This is a genomic window from Stutzerimonas kunmingensis (assembly GCF_900114065.1).
Classification (GTDB): domain Bacteria; phylum Pseudomonadota; class Gammaproteobacteria; order Pseudomonadales; family Pseudomonadaceae; genus Stutzerimonas; species Stutzerimonas kunmingensis.
Genome location: NZ_FORS01000001.1, coordinates 229,660 through 249,778, shown reverse-complemented (window position 1 = coordinate 249,778; position 20,119 = coordinate 229,660). Strand labels below are relative to the sequence as shown.

General features: G+C 62.8%; 16 protein-coding genes, 1 tRNA gene and 1 pseudogene. 10 read left to right on the top strand and 8 right to left on the bottom strand.

Going from position 1 to position 20,119, the window contains the following annotated elements; all coding sequences use genetic code 11:
- The first annotated feature begins 150 nt into the window (after nucleotides 1-150).
- Complete coding sequence (locus BM275_RS01200; protein WP_014819810.1) at nucleotides 151-339, top strand: hypothetical protein; 189 nt, start codon at nucleotides 151-153, stop codon at nucleotides 337-339.
- A 29-nt stretch (nucleotides 340-368) separates the two neighbouring features.
- On the opposite strand, the gene BM275_RS01195 is transcribed toward BM275_RS01200, so the two are convergent.
- The 4 genes from BM275_RS01195 to BM275_RS01180 form a co-directional block, all read right to left on the bottom strand.
- Complete coding sequence (locus BM275_RS01195) at nucleotides 369-917, bottom strand: hypothetical protein (protein ID WP_014819811.1); 549 nt, start codon at nucleotides 915-917, stop codon at nucleotides 369-371.
- Between the two features lie 78 nt (nucleotides 918-995).
- A complete protein-coding gene (locus BM275_RS01190; protein WP_014819812.1) occupies nucleotides 996-1,766 on the bottom strand; it encodes an ABC transporter substrate-binding protein in 771 nt (256 codons plus the stop codon).
- A gap of 122 nt (nucleotides 1,767-1,888) precedes the next feature.
- Nucleotides 1,889-2,614 (bottom strand): RNA pseudouridine synthase, encoded by a 726-nt coding sequence (locus tag BM275_RS01185; protein ID WP_090519035.1) that lies wholly within the window; start codon nucleotides 2,612-2,614, stop codon nucleotides 1,889-1,891.
- 78 nt (nucleotides 2,615-2,692) lie between these two features.
- Nucleotides 2,693-2,872: a hypothetical protein gene (locus BM275_RS01180; protein ID WP_014819814.1), complete on the bottom strand. Its 180-nt coding sequence runs from the start codon at nucleotides 2,870-2,872 to the stop codon at nucleotides 2,693-2,695.
- A gap of 181 nt (nucleotides 2,873-3,053) precedes the next feature.
- Between BM275_RS01180 and BM275_RS01175 the strand changes: the two genes are divergently transcribed.
- The 3 genes from BM275_RS01175 to BM275_RS01165 all read left to right on the top strand — a co-directional run bounded on the left by BM275_RS01175 (nucleotide 3,054) and on the right by BM275_RS01165 (nucleotide 7,577).
- A complete protein-coding gene (locus tag BM275_RS01175; protein ID WP_090519034.1) occupies nucleotides 3,054-4,202 on the top strand; it encodes a PQQ-dependent sugar dehydrogenase in 1,149 nt (382 codons plus the stop codon).
- A gap of 166 nt (nucleotides 4,203-4,368) precedes the next feature.
- Nucleotides 4,369-6,699, top strand: a complete 2,331-nt coding sequence (locus tag BM275_RS01170; RefSeq protein WP_090519033.1) for a glucose/quinate/shikimate family membrane-bound PQQ-dependent dehydrogenase — start codon at nucleotides 4,369-4,371, stop codon at nucleotides 6,697-6,699.
- A 41-nt stretch (nucleotides 6,700-6,740) separates the two neighbouring features.
- The gene (locus tag BM275_RS01165) at nucleotides 6,741-7,577 is read left to right on the top strand and encodes a CvfB family protein (protein WP_090519032.1); all 837 of its coding nucleotides are present in this window, start codon (nucleotides 6,741-6,743) and stop codon (nucleotides 7,575-7,577) included.
- Nucleotides 7,578-7,619: 42 nt separating this feature from the next.
- On the opposite strand, the gene BM275_RS01160 is transcribed toward BM275_RS01165, so the two are convergent.
- Entirely contained in the window at nucleotides 7,620-8,201 is a 582-nt protein-coding gene (locus BM275_RS01160; RefSeq protein ID WP_090519031.1) for a DUF488 domain-containing protein, read from the bottom strand.
- Nucleotides 8,202-8,203: 2 nt separating this feature from the next.
- Nucleotides 8,204-8,416: a hypervirulence associated TUDOR domain-containing protein gene (locus BM275_RS01155; RefSeq protein WP_003301215.1), complete on the bottom strand. Its 213-nt coding sequence runs from the start codon at nucleotides 8,414-8,416 to the stop codon at nucleotides 8,204-8,206.
- Between the two features lie 533 nt (nucleotides 8,417-8,949).
- Between BM275_RS01155 and BM275_RS01150 the strand changes: the two genes are divergently transcribed.
- The 6 genes and pseudogenes from BM275_RS01150 to BM275_RS01125 all read left to right on the top strand — a co-directional run bounded on the left by BM275_RS01150 (nucleotide 8,950) and on the right by BM275_RS01125 (nucleotide 16,052).
- Nucleotides 8,950-11,022, top strand: a complete 2,073-nt coding sequence (locus BM275_RS01150; protein WP_090519030.1) for a glycoside hydrolase family 5 protein — start codon at nucleotides 8,950-8,952, stop codon at nucleotides 11,020-11,022.
- A 447-nt stretch (nucleotides 11,023-11,469) separates the two neighbouring features.
- Complete coding sequence (locus tag BM275_RS01145; protein ID WP_090519029.1) at nucleotides 11,470-12,252, top strand: hypothetical protein; 783 nt, start codon at nucleotides 11,470-11,472, stop codon at nucleotides 12,250-12,252.
- The gene (locus BM275_RS01140) at nucleotides 12,249-12,674 is read left to right on the top strand and encodes a phage holin family protein (protein WP_014819822.1); all 426 of its coding nucleotides are present in this window, start codon (nucleotides 12,249-12,251) and stop codon (nucleotides 12,672-12,674) included. Before BM275_RS01145 ends, BM275_RS01140 begins: the two co-directional genes overlap by 4 nt.
- Nucleotides 12,671-13,429, top strand: a complete 759-nt coding sequence (locus BM275_RS01135) for a DUF3618 domain-containing protein (protein WP_090519028.1) — start codon at nucleotides 12,671-12,673, stop codon at nucleotides 13,427-13,429. Before BM275_RS01140 ends, BM275_RS01135 begins: the two co-directional genes overlap by 4 nt.
- Before the next feature lie 84 nt (nucleotides 13,430-13,513).
- Nucleotides 13,514-13,589 (top strand) — tRNA-Thr (locus BM275_RS01130).
- A gap of 502 nt (nucleotides 13,590-14,091) precedes the next feature.
- Nucleotides 14,092-16,052 (top strand): annotated as a pseudogene (locus tag BM275_RS01125) (methyl-accepting chemotaxis protein).
- A gap of 98 nt (nucleotides 16,053-16,150) precedes the next feature.
- Here BM275_RS01125 and BM275_RS01120 read toward each other — a convergent pair.
- Both BM275_RS01120 and BM275_RS01115 read right to left on the bottom strand, forming a co-directional pair.
- Complete coding sequence (locus tag BM275_RS01120; protein ID WP_090519027.1) at nucleotides 16,151-18,280, bottom strand: TonB-dependent siderophore receptor; 2,130 nt, start codon at nucleotides 18,278-18,280, stop codon at nucleotides 16,151-16,153.
- Between the two features lie 230 nt (nucleotides 18,281-18,510).
- Nucleotides 18,511-20,061 carry a sensor domain-containing diguanylate cyclase gene (locus BM275_RS01115; protein WP_090519501.1) on the bottom strand — a complete coding sequence of 517 codons (1,551 nt, stop codon included), beginning with the start codon at nucleotides 20,059-20,061 and terminating at the stop codon, nucleotides 18,511-18,513.
- Between the last annotated feature and the right edge of the window lie 58 nt (nucleotides 20,062-20,119).

The window sequence follows — 20,119 nt, the reverse complement described above, 5'->3', positions numbered from 1 at the left end:
CTGTAGAGCCACGGCAGCGCCGGGGGTTCGGCTGGCGGACCGTTTCGTCGGTACCGGCGAGCAAAGGCGGCTGGCCTGTGGTCTTCCCTACATGGAGTCGTTCCGACGATATGGGGCGGCCGACTTACCCAGCAGCAGTGGAGAAAAGCCATGACCTCTCAGATCAAGCACCTCAGCGGCGAAGACGTACCCAAGGCCTGGCGCCCGACCTGGGCCGTGTGCTGGGTGGTGGAGCTGAACGGCACCATCGTCGGCGGTCCCTATGCCACCGAACAGGAAGCGCGTGCGGTGGCCGATGGCGACGAGGAGCCGCGGATATCGCAGACCCCGGCGCCCTGAAGCGGTAACAGCAGGCCCTCGGCCCGTAGCTAGCGGGACTGCTCCAGACAGTGCTGCGGGCAGGGCGCCTGATACGGGACCGATGGCGGTGGCGGTGCGACCAGCTGATTCACCAGTGCCAGCGATTTGTCGAATGATGGATAGCCGCTGCGCGCGACATCCAGCTCGCCGTAGGCGTCGCGGTAGCGTTCTGCGCGATCCTCGTCTGCTTCGTTGAGCAGGTACGGCTCGTGGTAGATCTTGTAGAGCAGCGCTACCGCATGGGGGTGGCCCTTGCGCTTGGCCTTCTCCAACAGGTCGAGCACTTCCGATGGCTCTGGACCCTGGCGGATCAGCAGCAACGCCTGATAGAACTCCGTCTCGCCGCGCCGATCCAGCTTCGCACTGCGATCGAGCAGCGCCTGGGCAAGCTCGTAGCTGTCTTCGTCACCGATCGAAATCAGAATCTTCGCCTGCATCAAATCGTTTTGGTAAAGCAGTCGCTCTGCACGACACTGGTCGTTCCAGTCGCGGTCGCAGGATTGAGTGGCGCAGCCGCCGAGGGTCAACAGCAGGCTGACCAGCAGTGCCTTTTTCATGGCTGAATTGGTACTCCGTTCTCTTTTCGCCAGTATGAGCCGTGCCAGCTTCGATTCGCCAGTGGCGCTTACGTTCGCTCAATAATTGGGGCAGGGCGCACTCATCTCTTGCAGGCCGTAGCGCCTGAGCAGGGTCTGCCAGCGCGCGCTGTGCGGCAGATCGGCGATAAGCTGATGCACGAACTGCGTGGTTTCGGCTGGCAGGCTGGCGGTCATGAGCACATGCCGGTCGAAGACATAGAGCGGGCGTGGCGAAACATGCAGCGGTGCGTCCGGCACCTCTGTGAGGCTGAAGAACAGCCGTGAGGAGCGCGGCATCAACGCGACATCGATGCGCTGGTTCAGCAGCTTGTTCAGGTTCTGCAGATCGTTGTGCACGTCTTCGCGCTGGATCAGGCCCTTGTCGATGTCGCCTTCCAGCGCCCGGTAGAGATGCCCGAGCACGCCGCCCAGACGCAGGCCATGCAGGGACTTCGGGCCGTGATAGTCGACCGGCTTGTCTTTATGGGAAACGAAATCCTGGATGTCGCACAGCAGTGGCCGGGTCCAACTGGCGCTGGCGGTGAGGTGCTCGGGAAAGAAGTCCGGCGTGGCCCATAGCAGAATGCCAGGCTCTTTGCCCTTGAGGCGCGCGTCGAGACGTTTGCGCGGCAACTGGGTCAACTGAAAGTCGTAGCGGTCCTGGTTGGTCGGGTGCTCGTTGAGCAACTGCACCAGTGCTTCGGATAGCCCGGGGTTCTGCCCCGAGGCAAAGGGCGGCGAGGGTTGGTAAGCCCATACGGCGACAGGCTCGGCAGCCAGGATGCTCAGCGGGAAAACGGTCAGCAGCAGGAGCATCAGTTTCTGCATCGCGGTCCTGTCTTGAGTGAGAGCGTCATCGTGGCGAATTGCCGCTCAAGACTGATTCAGCAGGGCAGGTAAAGCAAGCGTGCTCCGCCAGCCGGTGCTGGCGATGGCGTGCGGGTGCGGGGTCAGAAGCGCTCGTGTTCGCCGACAAAACGCCACTGGCCGGCCGGTAGTTTGGCCATGGACAGGCGGCCGATGCGAATGCGTTTGCAGGCCAGCACCGTCAGCCCGATGGCTTCGCAGAGCAGGCGGACTTCGCCGGGCGCGGGTTCCTTGATCACCAGGCGCAGACGGTTTTCGCTCTGCCAGCTGACCTTGGCCTTGGGCAGGATCTTGCCGCGGTGGCCAATGCCCTTGGCGAGCAGGGCCAGCCCGTTTTCTTCTGCTTCTCCGCTCACTTCGACGACGTATTCCTGCTCCAGCTTGTCGCGCGTGCTGGTGAGCAGGCGGATCACTTCGCGTTGCTGGCTGAAGACGGTCAGCCCGCTGGCGTCGGCGTCCAGTGGCAGCAACAGGTTCTGCTGGAGCAGATGGCGCTGCAGGGCTTCGTTGCGGCTGGGGTCGTCGCTCCAGTGCTCGCTGGCCTGCAGTACGCGGCGGGTGCTGTCGACGTCGGCATCGATCACCTGCCCGGCCGGTTTGTGCAGCAGCAGCGTCACAGGCGTGATTTCCTTCGCGGTAGCGCCGGCCTGCAGTTCGACACGCTGTTCAGGTCGCACCTTGACGAAAGGCGCTTCGACCAGTTCTCCGTCGACCGTTACCCAACCACCCTCGATATACAGCTCGGCCTCGCGCCGGGAACAGCCGAGTTGCTCGGCGAGGCGTTTGGCAAGGCGTACGGGGTCGGTCATGGTGCGCTCGGAGACGAGAAAGGGGGGGGTAGAACGCGGCGAGCCATGATAAAGCCGGCTCGCCGAAGGCGGTTCAGATCACTTCTTGCTGATGGTGATCTGGCGGGAAGGACCGTTGGTCTGGCCACTCACACCGTTGGGGATGGTCTGGACTTCGCCGCCGGCCTTGATGAAAGCGGCCATTTGCGCAGCGAGGGACTGGCTGGTTTCGGTGGCGGGTTCGGGCTTGCGCTTGGCGCTGGTGGTTTTAGTGGCCATGGATCGCTTTTCCTTTAATCAGTCGAACCGGGCATTATACAGATTTGATCAAAATTTGTTCAGGTTTTTGCAGGCCGTCATTTCTTGAAGCGTTTTTGCAACCACTCAGCGAGCCGTCTGGTCTTCAATTAGCCGCAAAAGCGAGTTTCTCGACGCCGGATCATCACCTGAGAGGAAGACCATGCTGCGCCATGCCATTCGCACCACGCTCTGCGGTTTTGCCATCGCCGCTTCGCTGCAGGCTGTCGCCGAAACTGAACGTCATTCCAGCGAGGCCGGGCCGATAACGGTCAAGGAGATCGCCAGCGGCCTTGAAAACGCCTGGGCACTGGCCTTCCTGCCGGACGGCAAGCGCATGCTGGTGACCGAACGGCCTGGCCGCCTGCGCGTGATCGGCCTGGACGGCAGCCTCTCCGAGCCGCTTGCTGGCGTGCCGGAGGTCTTCGCCCGCTCCCAGGGTGGTTTGCTCGACGTGCGATTGTCGCCGGACTTCGAAAAGGACCGCCTGGTCTACCTGACCTATGCCGAGGCCGGTGAGCAGGGCAAGGCTGGAACGGCGGTCGGTCGTGGCCGGCTGAGTGACGATGACACACGGCTGGATAACTTCGAGGTTATCTTCCGTCAGCTGCCGAAGCTCTCTACCGGGGTGCACTTCGGCTCGCGGCTGGTGTTCGACGGCAAGGGACACCTGTTCGTCGCGCTCGGCGAAAACAATCAGCGGCCGACCTCGCAGGACCTCGACAAGCATCAGGGCAAGGTGGTGCGCATCGGCCTGGACGGCAGTGTGCCGGAGGACAACCCCTTTGTCGGCCAGGACGGCGTGCGACCGGAAATCTGGTCCTACGGCCATCGCAACCAGCAGGGCGCCGCACTCAACCCCTGGAGCGGCGTGCTCTGGACCCACGAACATGGGCCGCGCGGCGGTGACGAGGTCAACATTCCCCAGGCCGGCAAGAACTACGGCTGGCCGCTGGCAACTCACGGCATCAACTACAGCATGCTGCCGATTCCTGAAGCCGAGGGCGAAACCGTCGAGGGCACCGAGCCGCCGCACCACGTCTGGAAAAAATCGCCGGGCGTCAGTGGGATGGCGTTCTACGATGCCGAGCGCTTTCCCGACTGGCAGCACAGTCTGTTCATCGGCGCGCTGGTGGATCAATCGCTGATACGTCTGCAGCTCGATGGCGACCGCGTGGTTGGTGAGGAACGCCTGCTCAAGGACCTCGGCGCGCGCATCCGCGACGTTCGCGTCGGGCCCGACGGTTACCTCTATGTGCTGACCGATGCGGGCAATGGCAAGTTGCTTCAGGTTGGCCTGGACACCCAGTAAGTCTCGCCTGGCGGGGCTGCCGGCCCCGTCTTGCCAAGTCACGTTGCGCCAATCGCTCCTGTGCACGGAGCATTCCCGCTCGTCGCCTGTCCCACTCTCATGATGGCCAGCCCTGCTGGCCGTCGCAGTGTGGTGACTTGAATAACAAGATCGAGGGAGACAGGCCGTGGCTGTGGTCATCAGCGGAGTGTTCTGCGTCATCGTCGGGCTCGCGCTCGCTGCAGGGGGAGCGAAGGTCGTCAGCCTTGGCGGTACCTGGTATTTCGCCATCGTCGCGGCAGGGTTTCTGCTGACCGGGGCCCTGCTGCTGATGCGCCGCCGCGCGGCGCTTTGGGTTTACGCGCTGCTGATGCTCGGGGCGCTCGGTTGGGCGCTGTACGAAGTGGGACTGGACTGGTGGCAACTGGCGCCGCGCGGCAGCATCATCGCGCCGCTCGGGTTGTGGCTGCTGACGCCCTGGATCGCGCAGCGGCTGGGCTGGCAGCACTTCGGCTTTCGCGCCTGGGGCGGCGCCGCGCTGCCGCTGATGCTGGCGGTCGTGCTCTGGGGCGCAGCAGCGATTTACGCCGTTGGGCACGACAGTCACGACATCAAGGGCATGCTGCCGCCGCCTTTGGCCGAAGCGCCTGCCATGGACCAAGCCGTGCCGGCCGGCGACTGGCACGCTTACGGACGCAGCCAGCAGGGCCAGCGCTACTCGCCGCTGGCACAGATCACGCCGCACAACGTCGAGCGGCTGGAGCCGGTGTGGCATTACCAGACCGGAGATCTGCGCGGTCCGGACGACCCGGATGAAACCACCTACGAAGTCACCCCGCTCAAGGTCGATGACAGCCTGTACCTGTGCACGCCGCACAATCTGGTCATCGCGCTGGATGCCGAAACCGGCGAGGAGCGCTGGCGCTTCGATCCCGAGGTGCCGCATTCGGTCAACCGCCAGCACCTGACCTGCCGCGGGCTTTCCTACCATGCAGCGCCGCCGGCCACCGAGGGCCAGGCCTGTCGGCAGCGCCTGTTCATGCCAACCGCCGATGCCAGGCTGATCGCGCTGGATGCGAAGACCGGGGAGATTTGCCCCGGCTTCGGCGACAACGGCGCGGTGGATCTCTGGGCGAACATGCCCCACGTGAAGGAAGGCTTCTACTATTCCACGTCGCCGCCGGTGGTCGCGCGTGATCGGGTGATCGTCGGCGGAGCGGTGAATGACAACGTTCGCGCCAACGAGCCGTCCGGCGTCATCCGTGCCTATGACGTCTATACCGGGGAGCTGAAATGGAACTGGGACCCGGGTAATCCGGATGAAACGGCCCCGATCGCCGCCGGGCAGACCTACAGCGCAAGCAGCCCGAACAGCTGGAGCATCTCCAGTGCCGACGAGGCCTTGGATATGGTCTATGTGCCGCTGGGTAATCAGGTGCCGGATCAGTGGGGCGGTAAGCGTAGCGAGAACAGCGAGCGTTTTTCCTCCTCAATCGTCGCCCTCGATCTGGATAGCGGCCAGCTGCGCTGGGTCTTCCAGACCGTGCGCCATGACCTCTGGGACATGGACGTACCGGCGCAACCGAGCCTGATCGACATCCAGACCGAGGAGGGTCCGGTGCCCGCGTTGGTGGCGCCGACCAAGCAGGGCGACATCTATGTACTCGACCGTCGCACGGGTGAGCCGGTCCTGCCGGTGCGCGAGGTGCCTGCACCGCAGGGCGCGGCCGAGGGTGACTGGGTCGCCAGGACGCAGCCTGCGTCGGCACTGACCTACGAGCCGCCGAAGCTGCAGGGCAAGGATCTGTGGGGTGCCACGCTGATCGACCAGATGATGTGCCACATCCAGTTCCACTCGCTGCGCTACGAAGGACGGTACACACCGCCATCGACCCAGGGCACCCTGGTCCATCCGGGCAATTTCGGGGTGTTCAACTGGGGCGGCGTAGCGGTGGACCCGGTGCGGCAGATGGTGTTCAGCACGCCGGCCTATCTGGCCTTCACCGCGAAGCTGATTCCCCGGGAGGATGCCGAGACGACCTACGTGTCCGAGCAGGAGCCGTTCCTCAACGAGAACTTTGGCTCGCCGTTTGCGGTTGAGCTGAAGGCTTTCGTCTCGCCCATCGGCCTGCCATGCACCGCGCCGCCTTGGGGCTACGTGGCCGGCGCCGATCTGCGTACCGGCAAGACGCATTGGCTGCGCAAGAACGGCACGGTGCGCGACCGTTCGCCGATTCCGCTGCCGTTCAAGATGGGCGTGCCGAGCCTTGGCGGACCGATGCTCACCGCCGGTGGCGTCGCCTTCCTGAGCGGAACGCTGGACTACTACCTGCGCGCCTACGATGTCAGCACCGGCCGCGAGCTATGGAAAGCGCGTCTGCCGGCCGGCGGCCAGGCCACGCCGATGACCTACGAGAGCCGCTCGGGTCGGCAGATGGTCGTGGTGGTTGCCGGCGGGCATGGCTCGCTGGGTACCAAAGCCGGTGATTCGGTGATCGCCTATGCACTGCCACGCTGACAGGCGCTAGAATCGCCGCCTTTATATTCGGGACCGCCCACATGGCCGCAATCGGACGTTACAACAGCCTGCAGATCGTCAAGCACACCGGTTTCGGCCTCTATCTGGACGGCGGCCCGGACGGCGAAATCCTGCTGCCCAACCGCTACATCCCCAAGGACATGCCGACCGAGGTGGATGACTGGCTGAACGTCTTCATCTACCTCGACAGCGAGGACAAGCTGATCGCCACCACCGAAAAGCCCAAGGTGCAGGTCGGTGAATTCGCCAGTCTGAAGGTGGCCGAGATCAACCGCGTCGGATTGTTTCTCGACTGGGGACTACCCAAGGACCTGCTCTTGCCGCACTCGGAAGAGAAGCGGCCGCTGCAGGTGGGTGATTACTGCGTGGTCTACGTCTACATCGACAAGCGCACCCGGCGCATTACCGCCACGGCGCGACTGGACCGCTATCTGGACAAGATCCCGGCGAACTACAAGGTAGGAGAAGCGGTGGACCTGCTGATCGTCGAAGCCACCGATCTCGGTTTCAAGGCGATCATCAACGGCCAGCACTGGGGCCTGATTCACAAGAACGAGGCGTTCAAGTTTCTCCGTGGTGGCATGCGCGAGCGCGGCTACATCAAGGAGCTGCGGCCCGACGGCAAGATCAGCCTGAGCCTGCAGCCGGTGGGCAGCGAAGCGACCGATGCGCTGCAGGCGTTGATCCTGCAGAAGCTTGACGAAAACCAGGGCTCGCTGGATGCCAGCGACAAGAGCCCGGCCGAGGAAATTGCCCGTCGCTTCGGCGTCAGCAAGGGCAACTTCAAGAAGGCCATCGGTGGTCTTTACAAGCAGGGCCGCATCGTCATCCACCCGGATCGCATCGAACGCGTCTGAGCCAACCCCATAGGGGTGGTCACAATGACTACCCGGTGGCCGCTACAGATCCAGATTGATCTGCCCGCTGCCGACTTCCTTTCTCAGCGACTCGCCTTTGCCCTCCGCATAGCTCAGCTGCCCGTCGACCAGGCGGGCAGGGGCGGTGAACGGGTGGGCGGCCGGCGGCTTCTCGTCCTGGATATGCAGGACTTCGATGCCGCGTATTTTCAACACGTCCGAAACCAGCGAACGATGGCAGCGCCACCAGAGCACCTCGGCGCACATCATTGCCGTACGTCGGTGTGCCGCCGTTTCCAGTAGGCGCTGCAGACCGCGGTTGAATTCATCGCTGCGCAAATGATCGGCATAGCCGCGAAAGGAGCTGTTGCGCCAGGCCAGGCTTGGCGAATCCTTCAGAGGTCGCCGTCTGCCGCCCAGCTCTTCGATCCATTGATAGTGCAGCCCGTGCGCTTCCAGACCTTCGCGCAGCGCTGCCTCGCCGAACTGCGGCAATCGCCGTGAGCCGGGAAAGCGACGGACGTCGGCGATGGCCTCGATCTGATGGTGGCGCAGTATCTCGATCAGATGCTCCAGAGAGCGCGTCGAGTGGCCGATGGTCCACACCGTGGCTGGCTGAGCCATGCTCAGCTCAGCTTCCTGAGTGCCGACTCTTTATGCATCGCCACATGATCGGTCTTGTCGCTCTTGATCTCGTATTGCGGGGCATCCGGGCTGGCGCGCCGTGTGCGGCCCATGAATTCGGTGTCCGCTGTGTGCACGCGGGTGATGTGACCGCTGACCCGTCCCGCTTCCGAGTTCCAGCTGACGTGATCGCCCACTTTGTACTTATGGCTCATGGTGCCTCCGTTTCGTCGTTCGGTAAGGCATCCGACAGCCATATGCCGACGAAGATCGGTTACTTCCGGCCGCTGGTTCCTCATCCCTCACAGACGGCTATCAGCTTCTCCGCTATATACCGTTCGTCGGCAAGCTCGATAGCGGTTAATCCCTCTTAAGACCTCGGAAGTTCAAAAAGCCGACGCTTATTTTGACGCCAGGAAACCAACTATGGCGGTTAAACGTAATATCAATTCGACAGCTATCGCCATATGAGTAATGGCAACTTAATGTTATTTGCTCTATATGGCGTTTTTCTGGCGATCTATTACTGACAAAAAAATTTCCATTAATTTTTGGAACCTATTATAAAGCCGCCACGCAAGACGATTTGCCGGTTTGTTCAGGGGGTGGACGGCGGGAAATTTCTTGTTGAACGGTTCGTTTGTTGTGACACCGCGGCCCTCCTTAAGAGCAACGCCCCACGACTTATCGACCTCCCGTCACTTTTTAAAGGCTCGGCCTTTGAAGTAGTAAGTTCCGGAGAGACTCAATGTCCACCAACCTGTTTTCCGGTGCCCGCAAGGCACTCGTCGCTTCCATCGCCGCCGCTGTTCTTCTGGGTGGCGTCACTGTTGTAACCACGCCTTATGCCGCTGCATCCACGGTTGCCGCTGTATCGGTTTCCGCCAAGATCAACGCTTTCACCAACACCGATTGGCTGAACGGTGTCTGGCGCACCGGCGCCGGCTTCTCGATCCCGGCCACCTCGGCAAACCGCACCGCGTTCGTGGCCGGCGTTTCGGTACGACTGGCAGACGGTCAGGTACGCAAGATCAGCCGCGCGCAGATCGTCGGCAGCAACATGAGCATCTTTCTGGAAGGTGCAAAGCTGGACGGCAACAAGGTTGGCGCACCGCAGGTGGTCACCATCGGTAGTACGGCCGTTACGGCGCCGATAACTTCCACCGCTCCGGTCACTTCACCGACTACCGTCGCTGCACACTCGACCAGCATCAATGCATTCACCAATACCGATTGGCTCAATGGTGTATGGCGCAAGTCGCCGGGCTTCTCCATTCCAGCAAGTGCTGCCAACAAGGCTGCTTTCAAAGTTGGTGCGTCGGCAAAACTGGCAGATGGCCAGGTCCGCAAAGTTACCCAGGTGCAAGTTGTCGGCGCCAATATGAGCGTCTATCTCGAGGGTGCGGCAGTTAACGGAAGTGTCGTAGGCGCGCCCAACAAGTTGTCGCTGGCTACAACTTCGACTACCAGCCCGGCTCCGACTGCACCGACCACTTCGGTCATCGCCACCAGCAACCTGAACAACTACACCAATACCCATTGGCTCAATGGTATGTTCCGCACTGCTGCCGGCTTCTCGATCCAGGCAAGCAGCACCAATGTGGCGGCATTCAAGGCTGGCGCTTTGGTGAAGCTCGCTGACGGCCAGACCCGCAAGGTGCTGCGCACTCAGCTGGTCGGCAGCAACATGAGCGTTTTCCTCGACGGTGCAGTGATCAACGGCACCACCCTGGGCTATCCGAAGACCATCTCGGTGGTCAGCACATCGACCAGCACTCCTTCGTCTCCGGCTCTGACTACTCCGCCGGTAGAAGCGGCACCGGCGCCTGCGCCTACCGCACCTGACACCACCAACGGCAAGCCGCTGCTGGTCGGCGTCAACCTGTCCGGCGCAGGCTTCGGCCCGTCGGTTGTTCCGGGCAAGCATGGCACCAACTACACCTACCCGGCCGAGTCGTACTACAAGAAGTACTCCGACCTGGGCATGCCGCTGGTTCGCCTGCCGTTCCTCTGGGAGCGTATCCAGCCCAAGCTGAACTCTCCGCTGAACGCTGAGGAGTTCGCCCGCCTGAAGCAGTCGCTGGACTTCGCGCAGAAGCACAACGTCAAGGTGATTCTCGATCTGCACAACTACTACCGTTACTACGGCAAGCTGATCGGTTCCAACGAAGTCCCTATCAGTTCCTTCGCTGCGGTGTGGAAGCAGATCGTGCAGCAGGTGGTCAACCATCCTGCCGTCGAAGGCTACGGCCTGATGAACGAGCCGCACTCCACCAACGGTCTCTGGCCGCAGGCTGCCCTGGCCGCCGCTCAGGCAATCCGCACCGTCGACTCCCAGCGCTGGATCTACGTAGCAGGTGATCGCTGGTCGAGCGCCTTCCACTGGCCGCACTACAACACCCAGCTGATCACCAACCCGTGGATGCGTGATCCGAAGAACAACCTGGTCTACGAAGCGCACATGTACGTGGACAAGGATTTCTCGGGCAACTACTTCGACAAGACCGCGCAATACGACCCGATGATTGGCGTCAACCGCGTCAAGCCCTTCGTCGACTGGCTCAAGCAGAACAAGCTGCGCGGCTATATCGGTGAGCACGGCGTACCGGACTTCTCGCCCTCGGCCATCGTCGCTACTGACAACCTGCTGGCCTACCTGCGTCAGAACTGCATCCCGAGCACCTACTGGGCTGCCGGTCCCTGGTGGGGCGAGTACTCCATGTCCCTAGACGTGAGCAGCGGCAAGTACCGTCCGCAGCTGCCGGTTCTGCAGAAGCACGCCAAAGCCACAAACAGCTGCACCAGCGTCGGTCCGCTGTAACGACAAACGATCCAAACAAGAACGGGCCCCAAGGGCCCGTTTTTGCGTTCCTATACGGTATTGGCTGATTACAGCTCGTCGGCTCGCTGCGACGGGGTGATCGCCAACGAGCTGACCCGATGGTCACCATCGCTGCCATTCCAGCCGTTCCGCTTGTTCGACCTTCGCATTCCTCCCAAGCCAAGTCGCATGCCGGCTGCGCGCTAATCGCGGGCAGATCGCCACCAGATCTCGCTGTTTCACGTCCTCCCTTCCTGCCGTGCGGCATAGCCGAACTCGGTCCTCGAAGCCCGGTACCGCTTGGCCAGAAACACGGAACTCGAAAATTCGGGTCCGGTCACCATTTATGTGCGTACTGAAATCGCACAGCCGCGGAACCCCGCACTGCTGTGCTTCACGGACCGTGGTCATCCGGCCAAACCCTATGACCCTATAAAGGTGGACAAAATGACGACACCCGATGAAGAGATCACAGGTTACGGCGGCCAAGCCAGAACCGACGCCAACGCGCAGTCAACGAGCGCTCCCGCTCAGCCCACCGGCCAGACAGGCCAGGCTGGCACCACGCAGGCAAGCAGCTCCGCTTCCGCTCCAAGTGCCGAGGAACTCAAGGCAAAGGCGCGCGAAGCCGGCGAACAGGTGAAGAACCAAGGCAAGGCTCAGCTGGACAGCTACCGCGGTACGGCCGCCGATGAGCTGGAAAAGGTTGCTCAGAGTGCCAAGGCAGCAGCGGCAGAACTTGAAAACCAGGATCGCACTGGCCTTTCCCATTACGTCTCCGACATGGCGCAGAGCATGGTCGACCTGGCCGACAACCTGCGCGGCAAGAGCGTCGATGAGCTGGTGGGCGAGGTGAACCGTCTGGCTCGCAACAATCCCGGCCTGTTCATTGCCGGCAGCGTTGCACTTGGCTTCGGCCTGACTCGTTTCGCCCGCGCGTCCAGCCATCGCGCTGAATCCACAACGCGTGAACCAACGACCGATTACGGCCATTCCGACGCCAGTCGCCCGCATCCGACTTCGCCGCTCGGCGTGCCGGCAGACGTAACCGCCGAGACGCTGCCGAGCCAGTCCGAACTGGACTCGCGCATTTCCAGTGGCGCACCGGGCAGTACCGTCGGCAGCGTAAGCAATGCCGGCATGGCGCCGAACACGGGTAGCACCAATGGCGTGGGCAGCAACGGTGTTGGCAGCACTGGCAAAGGCACGAACGGAGGGCTTAATCGATGAACGAACAACGCAACCTCAATACGCCTTACGAACCCGGCAACCCCGAGCACGATAATTCGGTCGGCGGTTTGCTACGGCAGCTGACCCGCGAAGTGCCGTCGCTGTTCACCAAGGAACTGGCGCTGGCCAAGGCCGAGCTGAACGAATCGCTGCGTGCCACCAAGGCCGGTGCTGCCAGCGTAGCAACCGGCGGTGCGGTGCTCCTGGCCGGCTTCATCATCCTGTTGATGTCGGCGGTCTACTTCCTCAGCACCATGATGGAACCCTGGCTCGCCGCGTTGATCGTCGGCGTGGTCGTAGTGGTCATCGGCATGATCATGGTCTCGGCCGGCAAGAAGAAGTTCGAAGCCTCTTCGTTCAAACCCGACCGCACCATCCATTCGCTGCAGAAGGATAAAGAAGTCGTAAGGGGGCACGCATGAGCACGCATAACCAGGTAGACGTAGAAGCACAAAAGGACCCCGACACGCTGGAGCGCGAGATCGACCAGCAACGCGCCGAAATCGGCAACATCGTCCACGCGCTGGAAAGCAAGCTCTCCCCGGGGCAGATGATCGATACCGCGCTCGGTTACGCCAAAGGCGGCGGTGGCGAGTTCCTGCATAACCTCACCGATACCGTCAAGGCCAATCCGGTACCGACGCTGCTCACCTCCGTCGGCCTGGTGTGGCTGATGGCCGGGCAGAATCGCCGCCCGGACTACAGCGATAGCGCTTCGACCGGTCCGTCGATGACCGACAAGCTCGCCGCCAAGGCCTCTGGTCTCAAGCAGCAGGGCACCGGCATCAAGGAAAAGGCTGCGCAAATGAGCCATAGCGCCTCCAGCTCACTGGGCAATGCCCGTCATCGCGTCGGCGACTCCAGCCGCCACGCCGCGGAAAGCCTGCGGCACACCGCAGACCGTGCGCGCGGCGGGTTCACTCAGCTGCTCAACGAGCAACCGCTGGCATTGGGCGCCATGGGCATCGCCCTCGGCGCGCTGCTGGCGGCCTCGGTCCCACCGACCCGTCGTGAAGACGAACTGATGGGCCATAAGAGCGACGAGCTGACCGGCAAGCTCAAGGACAAGGCCCGCGAGGGCTATGCGATGGCCAGCGTCGAAGGCGAGCAATTGGCCGGCCAGGTCAAGCACGACCTCGAACGCGACCACGGCCAGCCTGCGTCGCGGCCGCACTGATCGCCTGATGCGGATTGCAGTATCGAGGGCGATGCGTGCGGACTTGAGTCCAACCGCAGAACCCCCGATAATCCGCGGCCTGGCGCCGGTGTAGCTCAGTAGGTAGAGCAGCGCATTCGTAATGCGAAGGTCGCAGGTTCGACTCCTGTCTCCGGCACCAATGAAATCAAAGGGTTAGCTTCGGCTAGCCCTTTTTGTTTGTGGTGGTTTTGCCGAACCATCCCCTCGTGATCAACCTCAAGCTGCATTACCTCCTTTCTCGTCCCGCGGGCTTTCAATCAAGGAAGAACTGCGTCGTTGTATGAGCCGAGCTCCCATAACCCCTTCTCGCCAAGCCGGGTAAACCTCACGGTTCTGGACCTGTTCGGTTGCCTTTCGGCGTAGTGTCCGATAGCCGGCATTAGCTTGACGTTAATTTATTGACTTTGGTCAGGGTTATGCGCCTGTGCAACAGAAAGAATGAGTGCCAGTTCAAAACTGGTCGCTGATAAGCCCTGTAACGACCGTTCGTCCTGCGACGTGCTACAGCATTCAACGCCACGGTTCGACCGACCAATAAACCGATAAATCGCTTCCTCGCGCGTACCGAACGGTGCGCGGCGGTTGCGCGCACCCTGCCTTCTGCCACTCGTAACTCCATGACCTGGAGCACTGAGGTACACATGCTTAGAAACATTCCCTTGAGCGCGAAGCTTCTTTGATCCTCGCGTGTCCTATGCTCGGTTTTCTGTGGCTGGCCAGCCTGTATGTCGCTGACAGCTACGCCACCCTGAGGCAGATGGAGCGCACCGTCGAGGCCAGCGTGGCCGCGCAGAACGTAAGCCGGCTGATCACCGCATTGCAGCGTGAACGTGGTGCGAGCGGCGTCTATCTGGGGAGCCAGGGACGTACCATGGCCCGGCGCCTGCCAGGGATGCGGCAAGCGACTGACGAAGCGTTGAGTGCCATGCAGGCGCTTGCCAAACAGGAAGGCTCGCAGATCGGGAGCGTCTTGGCCTCGCTCGATGAGCTTCAGGCAACACGTTCGCAAATCGACTCGTTCGCCATCAGCAACGTCGACTCCGGTGCTCGCTTTACCGGCTACATCAAGGCATTGATCGGCTTTACCCACGAGGTTGAGCGCAGCGTGCAGGATGTCACGCTTGCACGAGCGTTAGGCGGGCTCAATCAGTTCGTCGAGATGAAGGAGCGGGCCGGGCGCGAACGGGTGTTGTTGGGCGTGGTGTTCGGTCAGGATCGGTTCGACGCGGCGTTGCTTGCTTCCTTCAGCCGGAACCTGGGTGAATTCTCAGCCTATATGGACGGCTTCCGTCGTGCGGCCTCGGAGCACTTCATCCGTTTGCTCGACGAAAAACTGCAGCAGCCGAGCGCCGTTGAAGTCGCACGTCTGCAACGTCTGGCCTTCGAGGTGCCGATCGCGCAGAGCCTGGGTATCGACAGCGAGAGCTGGTTCGATACGGCGACCAGCCGGATCGACCTGATGGGTGAGCTGGAGCAGGCCTTGTCGCAGGATGTCGGCACACTGGCCGCCCGGGCTCGCGATGAGGCGAGCAACGCGCTTTGGCTGACGCTCGCCGCGGTGATCATTGCGCTGGTGGTGGTGACTGGCCTTTCCTTCCTGATCATTCGCAACATCAAACTGGCGGTGCAGGATGTGAATCATGCGCTGTTGTCGCTTTCCGCTCGGGATCTGACCGCAACGGCGCATTACGAAGGCAGGGACGAGTTTGGCGAAATCTCGCGCAACCTCAATCTCATGGCCGTCGAGCTCAAGCAGATCGTCGGCGAGATCAGTAACGCTACCGCGTAGGTGGCCACGGCGGCGGAGGAGTCCTCCGCGGTGACCGTGCAGACAAGCCAGAGCATCGATCGCCAGCGGCAGGGAACCGAGCTGGTGGTTACCGCGATAAACGAGATGAGCGCGACCGTGCGTGACGTTGCGAGAAGCACCAGCGATGCCGCCGAACTCTCGCAGCAGCTCAACGCCAACACTGCGCAAGGCCGGGCCGAAGTCGAGAGCACCATCGAGCTCATTCGCCAGCTGTCGAGTCAGGCCGATCAGACCGCAAGCATCATTGCGGACCTCAAGCGTGAGAGTGATTCGATCTCGTCCGTGCTGGATGTGATCCGCGGCATTGCCGATCAGACCAATCTGCTCGCACTGAACGCGGCTATCGAGGCGGCGCGAGCAGGGGAGCATGGCCGCGGCTTCGCTGTCGTTGCGTCCGAGGTGCGTACACTTGCCCAGAAGACGCAGGAATCCACCGGCAGCATTCAGGACATGATTGCCAATCTCCAGAGCGGGGCTGACCGGGCCGCGCGCTCGATGCAGGAGACGCTCGCCAAGGCTCAGACCGGCTCGAGCAACTTCGGCCGTGCCGGGGAGTTGCTGGCGGAGATTGCCGACGGCGTTTCTGCAATCAGTGATCGCAATCTGCAGATTGCCACGGCGGCGGAGGAGCAGAGCGCGGTGGCCGAAGACATCATTCGCAACGTCGTCGAGATCAACGATGTCGCGATTCAGGTGAGCGCCGGTGCGGAGCAGACGGCGATGACCAGTCTGGAGCTTGCGCGCCTGGCCGAGCAGCAACAGCAGCTCGTTGGTCGGTTCAAGGTCGCTTGACGCGTGCGCCTGCTGAGTTGAATCCGTAAGCCCCGGCCGCAGTTGGCCGAGGTAGGGGGAGCCAAGGGGCGCAGCCATACAGGCTGCGCCCTTCTTCGTTACAGCGTGATCGCTATGCCGGCCTGGAGGGTGCGGGGGGCGCCCGGGTAGGCCCAGATGTTGCCCCAGGCGCGCTCTTCGTACTCTTCGTCGAACAGGTTGTTGAGGTTCAGGTTCAGGCGAACCCGTTCGGTCAGCGGGTAGTAGGCGAGCAGGTCGACGGTGGTGTAGGCGTCCATGTCGAACGCGGTGCTGGTGGCGCCGCCCTTGCGGTCGCCGACGTACTTGACGCCCATGCCAACGCCGAGCCCGGCCAGCGGACCTTCGGCGAATTCGTAGGTATCCAGCAGGTTGAAGCTGTGCCGCGGCACGTTGGCCAGGCGCGTGCCGGTCGGCATCGATGCGCTGGTGCTTTCGGTGACTTCGGCATCGACGTAGGCGTAGCCGCCGATCACGCGCCATTGCGGGGTGATGTTGCCGGCCACGCTGATGTCGAAGCCGCGGCTGCGCGCTTCGCCGGCAGCAACCTGATAGTTGCTGTCGAGCGGATCGCTAGTCAGCACGTTTTCCTTGGTGATGTGGAACAGCGCCGCGGTGACGCTGAGGTCGTGCTCCGGCAGCTCGTACTTGATACCGACTTCGTGGGCGATGCCTTTTTCCGGGTCGAACGCCTGGCTGCTGCGGTCGGCGCCGCGGTTGGGCTTGAACGAGCGCGAGGTATTGGCGTAGACGGCCAACTCCTCGGTCAGGTCGTAGATCAGCCCGAAACGCGGGGAAACTGCGTTGTGCGCCTGGTCCCAGCTGCCGGTGGGGGTCAGCTTGTTTTCGTAGCGTTGCTCGAAGCGCTCCAGGCGCGCGCCGACCTGCGCTGTCAGGCGCTCGGTGAGGGCGATCTGGTCCTGCAGGAAGAAAGCGTAGGACTTCAGGTTTTCGTCATCGTAGGTGGTGGTGCGGGTCAGCGCCGGCAGCGGCTGGCCGTAGACCGGATCATAGAGGTCGAGCGGGAAGTCGCTGGTCGCACCACCCGAGCGATCGATCTGGGAGTCGTAGTTGAAGTCGTCGAACTCCACACCGAGCAGCAGTGTGTGGGCCAGACCCGCGGCATCGAAGTGACCTTCCAGATTGGCCTGCACTGCCAGGTCATTCCAGTTCAGCCAGCGCTCGCTGTAGTTGCGGCCTACCGTGCGACCATCGCTGGCCAGACCGTTGTTCTCCACTGCACCGCCGTCCAGGCTGCCGTCGAGGTACTGGATGCCGCCGCGCAGCATCCACTGACTGTCCAGCTGGTGCTCCAGGCGCAGTTGCGTGGTGGCGTTCTGGTTGGTCAGCTTGCCGGCACTTTCCTCCCCGAGGAAGCGATCGCGCGACAGGTCGCCGGCCTGGTTGGGGTAGCGGGTAAGACCACGGTCCATGGGGTGGCGGTTGTGCAGATAGTCGCCTTCGAGGATCAGCGCGGTGTCGTCGCTGAGCTGCCAGCGCAGCACTGGCGCGATGTTGTAGCGCTCACTTTCGACGTGATCGCGGAAGCTGTCGCTGCCTTCGGCGACCAGGTTGAGGCGATAGGTAAACGCGGCGCTCTCGTCCAGTGCGCCGGTGGTGTCCAGTGTGCCGCGGCGCAGGCCATCGGTGTTCACCTGACTGCCGAGCACCGTGCGCCGCTCCGCCTGCGGCTGCTTGCTGACGATGTTGAAGGTGCCGCCCGGATCGCCGCGACCGTACAGCATCGAGGCCGGGCCGCGCAGCACTTCGATGCGTTCCAGCGTGTTGGCGTCGGGCATGTTGGGATAGCCACGGTTCACCGCGAAGCCGTTGCGGTAGAACTCCTGGGTGCTGAAGCCGCGCACCAGGAATTCGGTCAGGCCCTGGCCGCCGAAGTTGTTGCCACGTTCCACCCCACCGGCGTAATCGAGCGCATCTTCCAGGCGCGTTGCGCCGATGTCTTCGACGACCTGCGCTGGCACCACGCTGATCGACTGCGGGGTTTCGTGGATCGCGGTGTCGGTGCGGGTGGCGCTGGCCGAGCGGGTTGCCCGGTAGCCCTGCACAGGCCCGTCGGCGCGCTCGGCCGAGGCGGTAACCTGCATCTCCTCCAGTGCCAGCGGTTCAGCAGGCGGTTCCTCGTTGGCTGAAGCCATGGCAGGGCAGGTGAGGGCGGGAATCGCGAGCATCGGGAGGAGAAGGCGCCGCATCGAATGATCCTTGAGGGAAGGTAGCGAGGGCGGGCATCCTAATCTCAACGAAAACGATTATCAAATAGAAGGTAATCTCAACTGCTGTGCGCTACCGCTGGTTGCGACAGGGCGCAGTGGGCGCAGGTGAGATCGAGCGAGCGGCGGCAGGCACCCAGCGCCGCGCGCAGCGCAGATGAGCGGCGGCTGCCAAGCGGCTCGGGGGGGCACTTCTGGCGGCTGCTCGGCGCTCAGGCGGAGGCCAGGACGACGCGGTCGCGGCCGGCTCTCTTCGCCTGGTACAGCGCTTCGTCCGCGGCCTTGAAAGTCGCGTCGGAGGACGCATAGCGGTCACTGCAGGCGATGCCGATGGAGGCTGTTATCGGTGCGCCGGTCGGGCTTGCGGTTTGCCGCAGGCGGGCAAGCAGGCGCTCGGCGGCGATACCCGCACCGCTGGCGTCCGTTTCGGGCAGCAGCATGAGGAATTCTTCGCCACCCATGCGGCACAGCACGTCAGTGGGGCGCGAGCATTCCTTCATGATTTCGGCGAGAAAGCGCAGCACCGCGTCGCCCACGTCATGGCCGTGCTGGTCGTTGACCTGTTTGAAGTGATCGATATCCAGCGTCACTGCCGCGTAGCGCTGGTCGAGCAGGTCGAACTGTTTGAGGGCCAGCTCGAGGCCGCGGCGGTTACGCAGGCCGGTCAGCGGGTCGGTCATGGACGCCGCTTCCATTGCGCCCATCTTCTGCTGTAGCAGGGAGACGCCTGCGAGCATCGCGACCTTCAATCGCGAGACCTCGAAATACCAGGAGTTGACCATCGAAATACGACTGGCTGCCTCCGGTGCGCCCCAGTGTTCGGCGGTATCGGCCAGGGCGCGAATGGGCCGGGAGATGAGTATGGACAGCCACCAGAACACCGCGAGCGAGATAAGCGTGAACGGTACCGCGTTGAGCAGCGTGGTCCGCGCCAGTTGTTCGAGCTTCGCGGTGATGGCTGCGGTCGGACGCTGGGCGATGATGCCCCAGCCGGTGCTCTGCATGGGCGCGAAGCCGGCGAGCATGTCCACGCCGAGCGTATTGATGACGCGCTGGCTGCCCTCCTGGCCCGACAGCACCTGCCGGACCACCGCATTGCTCGATACGTTCTGGCCGACCCGCTTGCCGTCTTCGTGGAAGATCAGTCGGCCCTGTGTGTCGACCACGTACAGGTAGGAGCCGTCGCGGTAGTAATGCACCCCCAGCAGGCCGTGCAGTGCGTTGCGCTCGCGCAGGAACAGCGTGGCGCTGATATAGCCGAGGTAGCTGCCATCGGGGGCGAAGATGGGGTGGGTCACCGCGATCAGGTAGGTACCGTCGGTGGCAACGTAAGGATCGCTGGTCAGCGGCTTGCGCTCTTTCAGCGCGCGTGTCGCGCCTACGCTGTTGACCTTGAGACCGACCAGACCGGTGCTTTCCGGTGAGGCCGAGACGATCTCCCCGGCGGCGCTGACGATCACGGCCCGGCTGAACTGCTCGCTCTTGAGCTTGAGCCGTTCGGTCTCGTTGTCCCGCGCGCTTGGGTCGGCGAAGCGTGTCGACAGCACCTCTGCCGCGTAGGCGAGCTCGCGACGACTATTGAGAAAGAACTGATCGGTGGTGTCGGCGAGCTTGCGCGCATAGGCCCGGTTTGCCTCCAGAGTCTGCTCGAACAACTGATCGCGCTGTGAGCTGTAGCCGGCGAAGAAGCTGTTACCGAAGGTCAGCAGGCCGGCGACGAGTGCCAGCAGCAGCGTGAGTTTCTGTAGATCCAGCCGGGACATGAAGCGCGATTCTCCGAATGCGTGCTTGGCGTGCGCCAATGGAGGTTGCTGTCGGGCT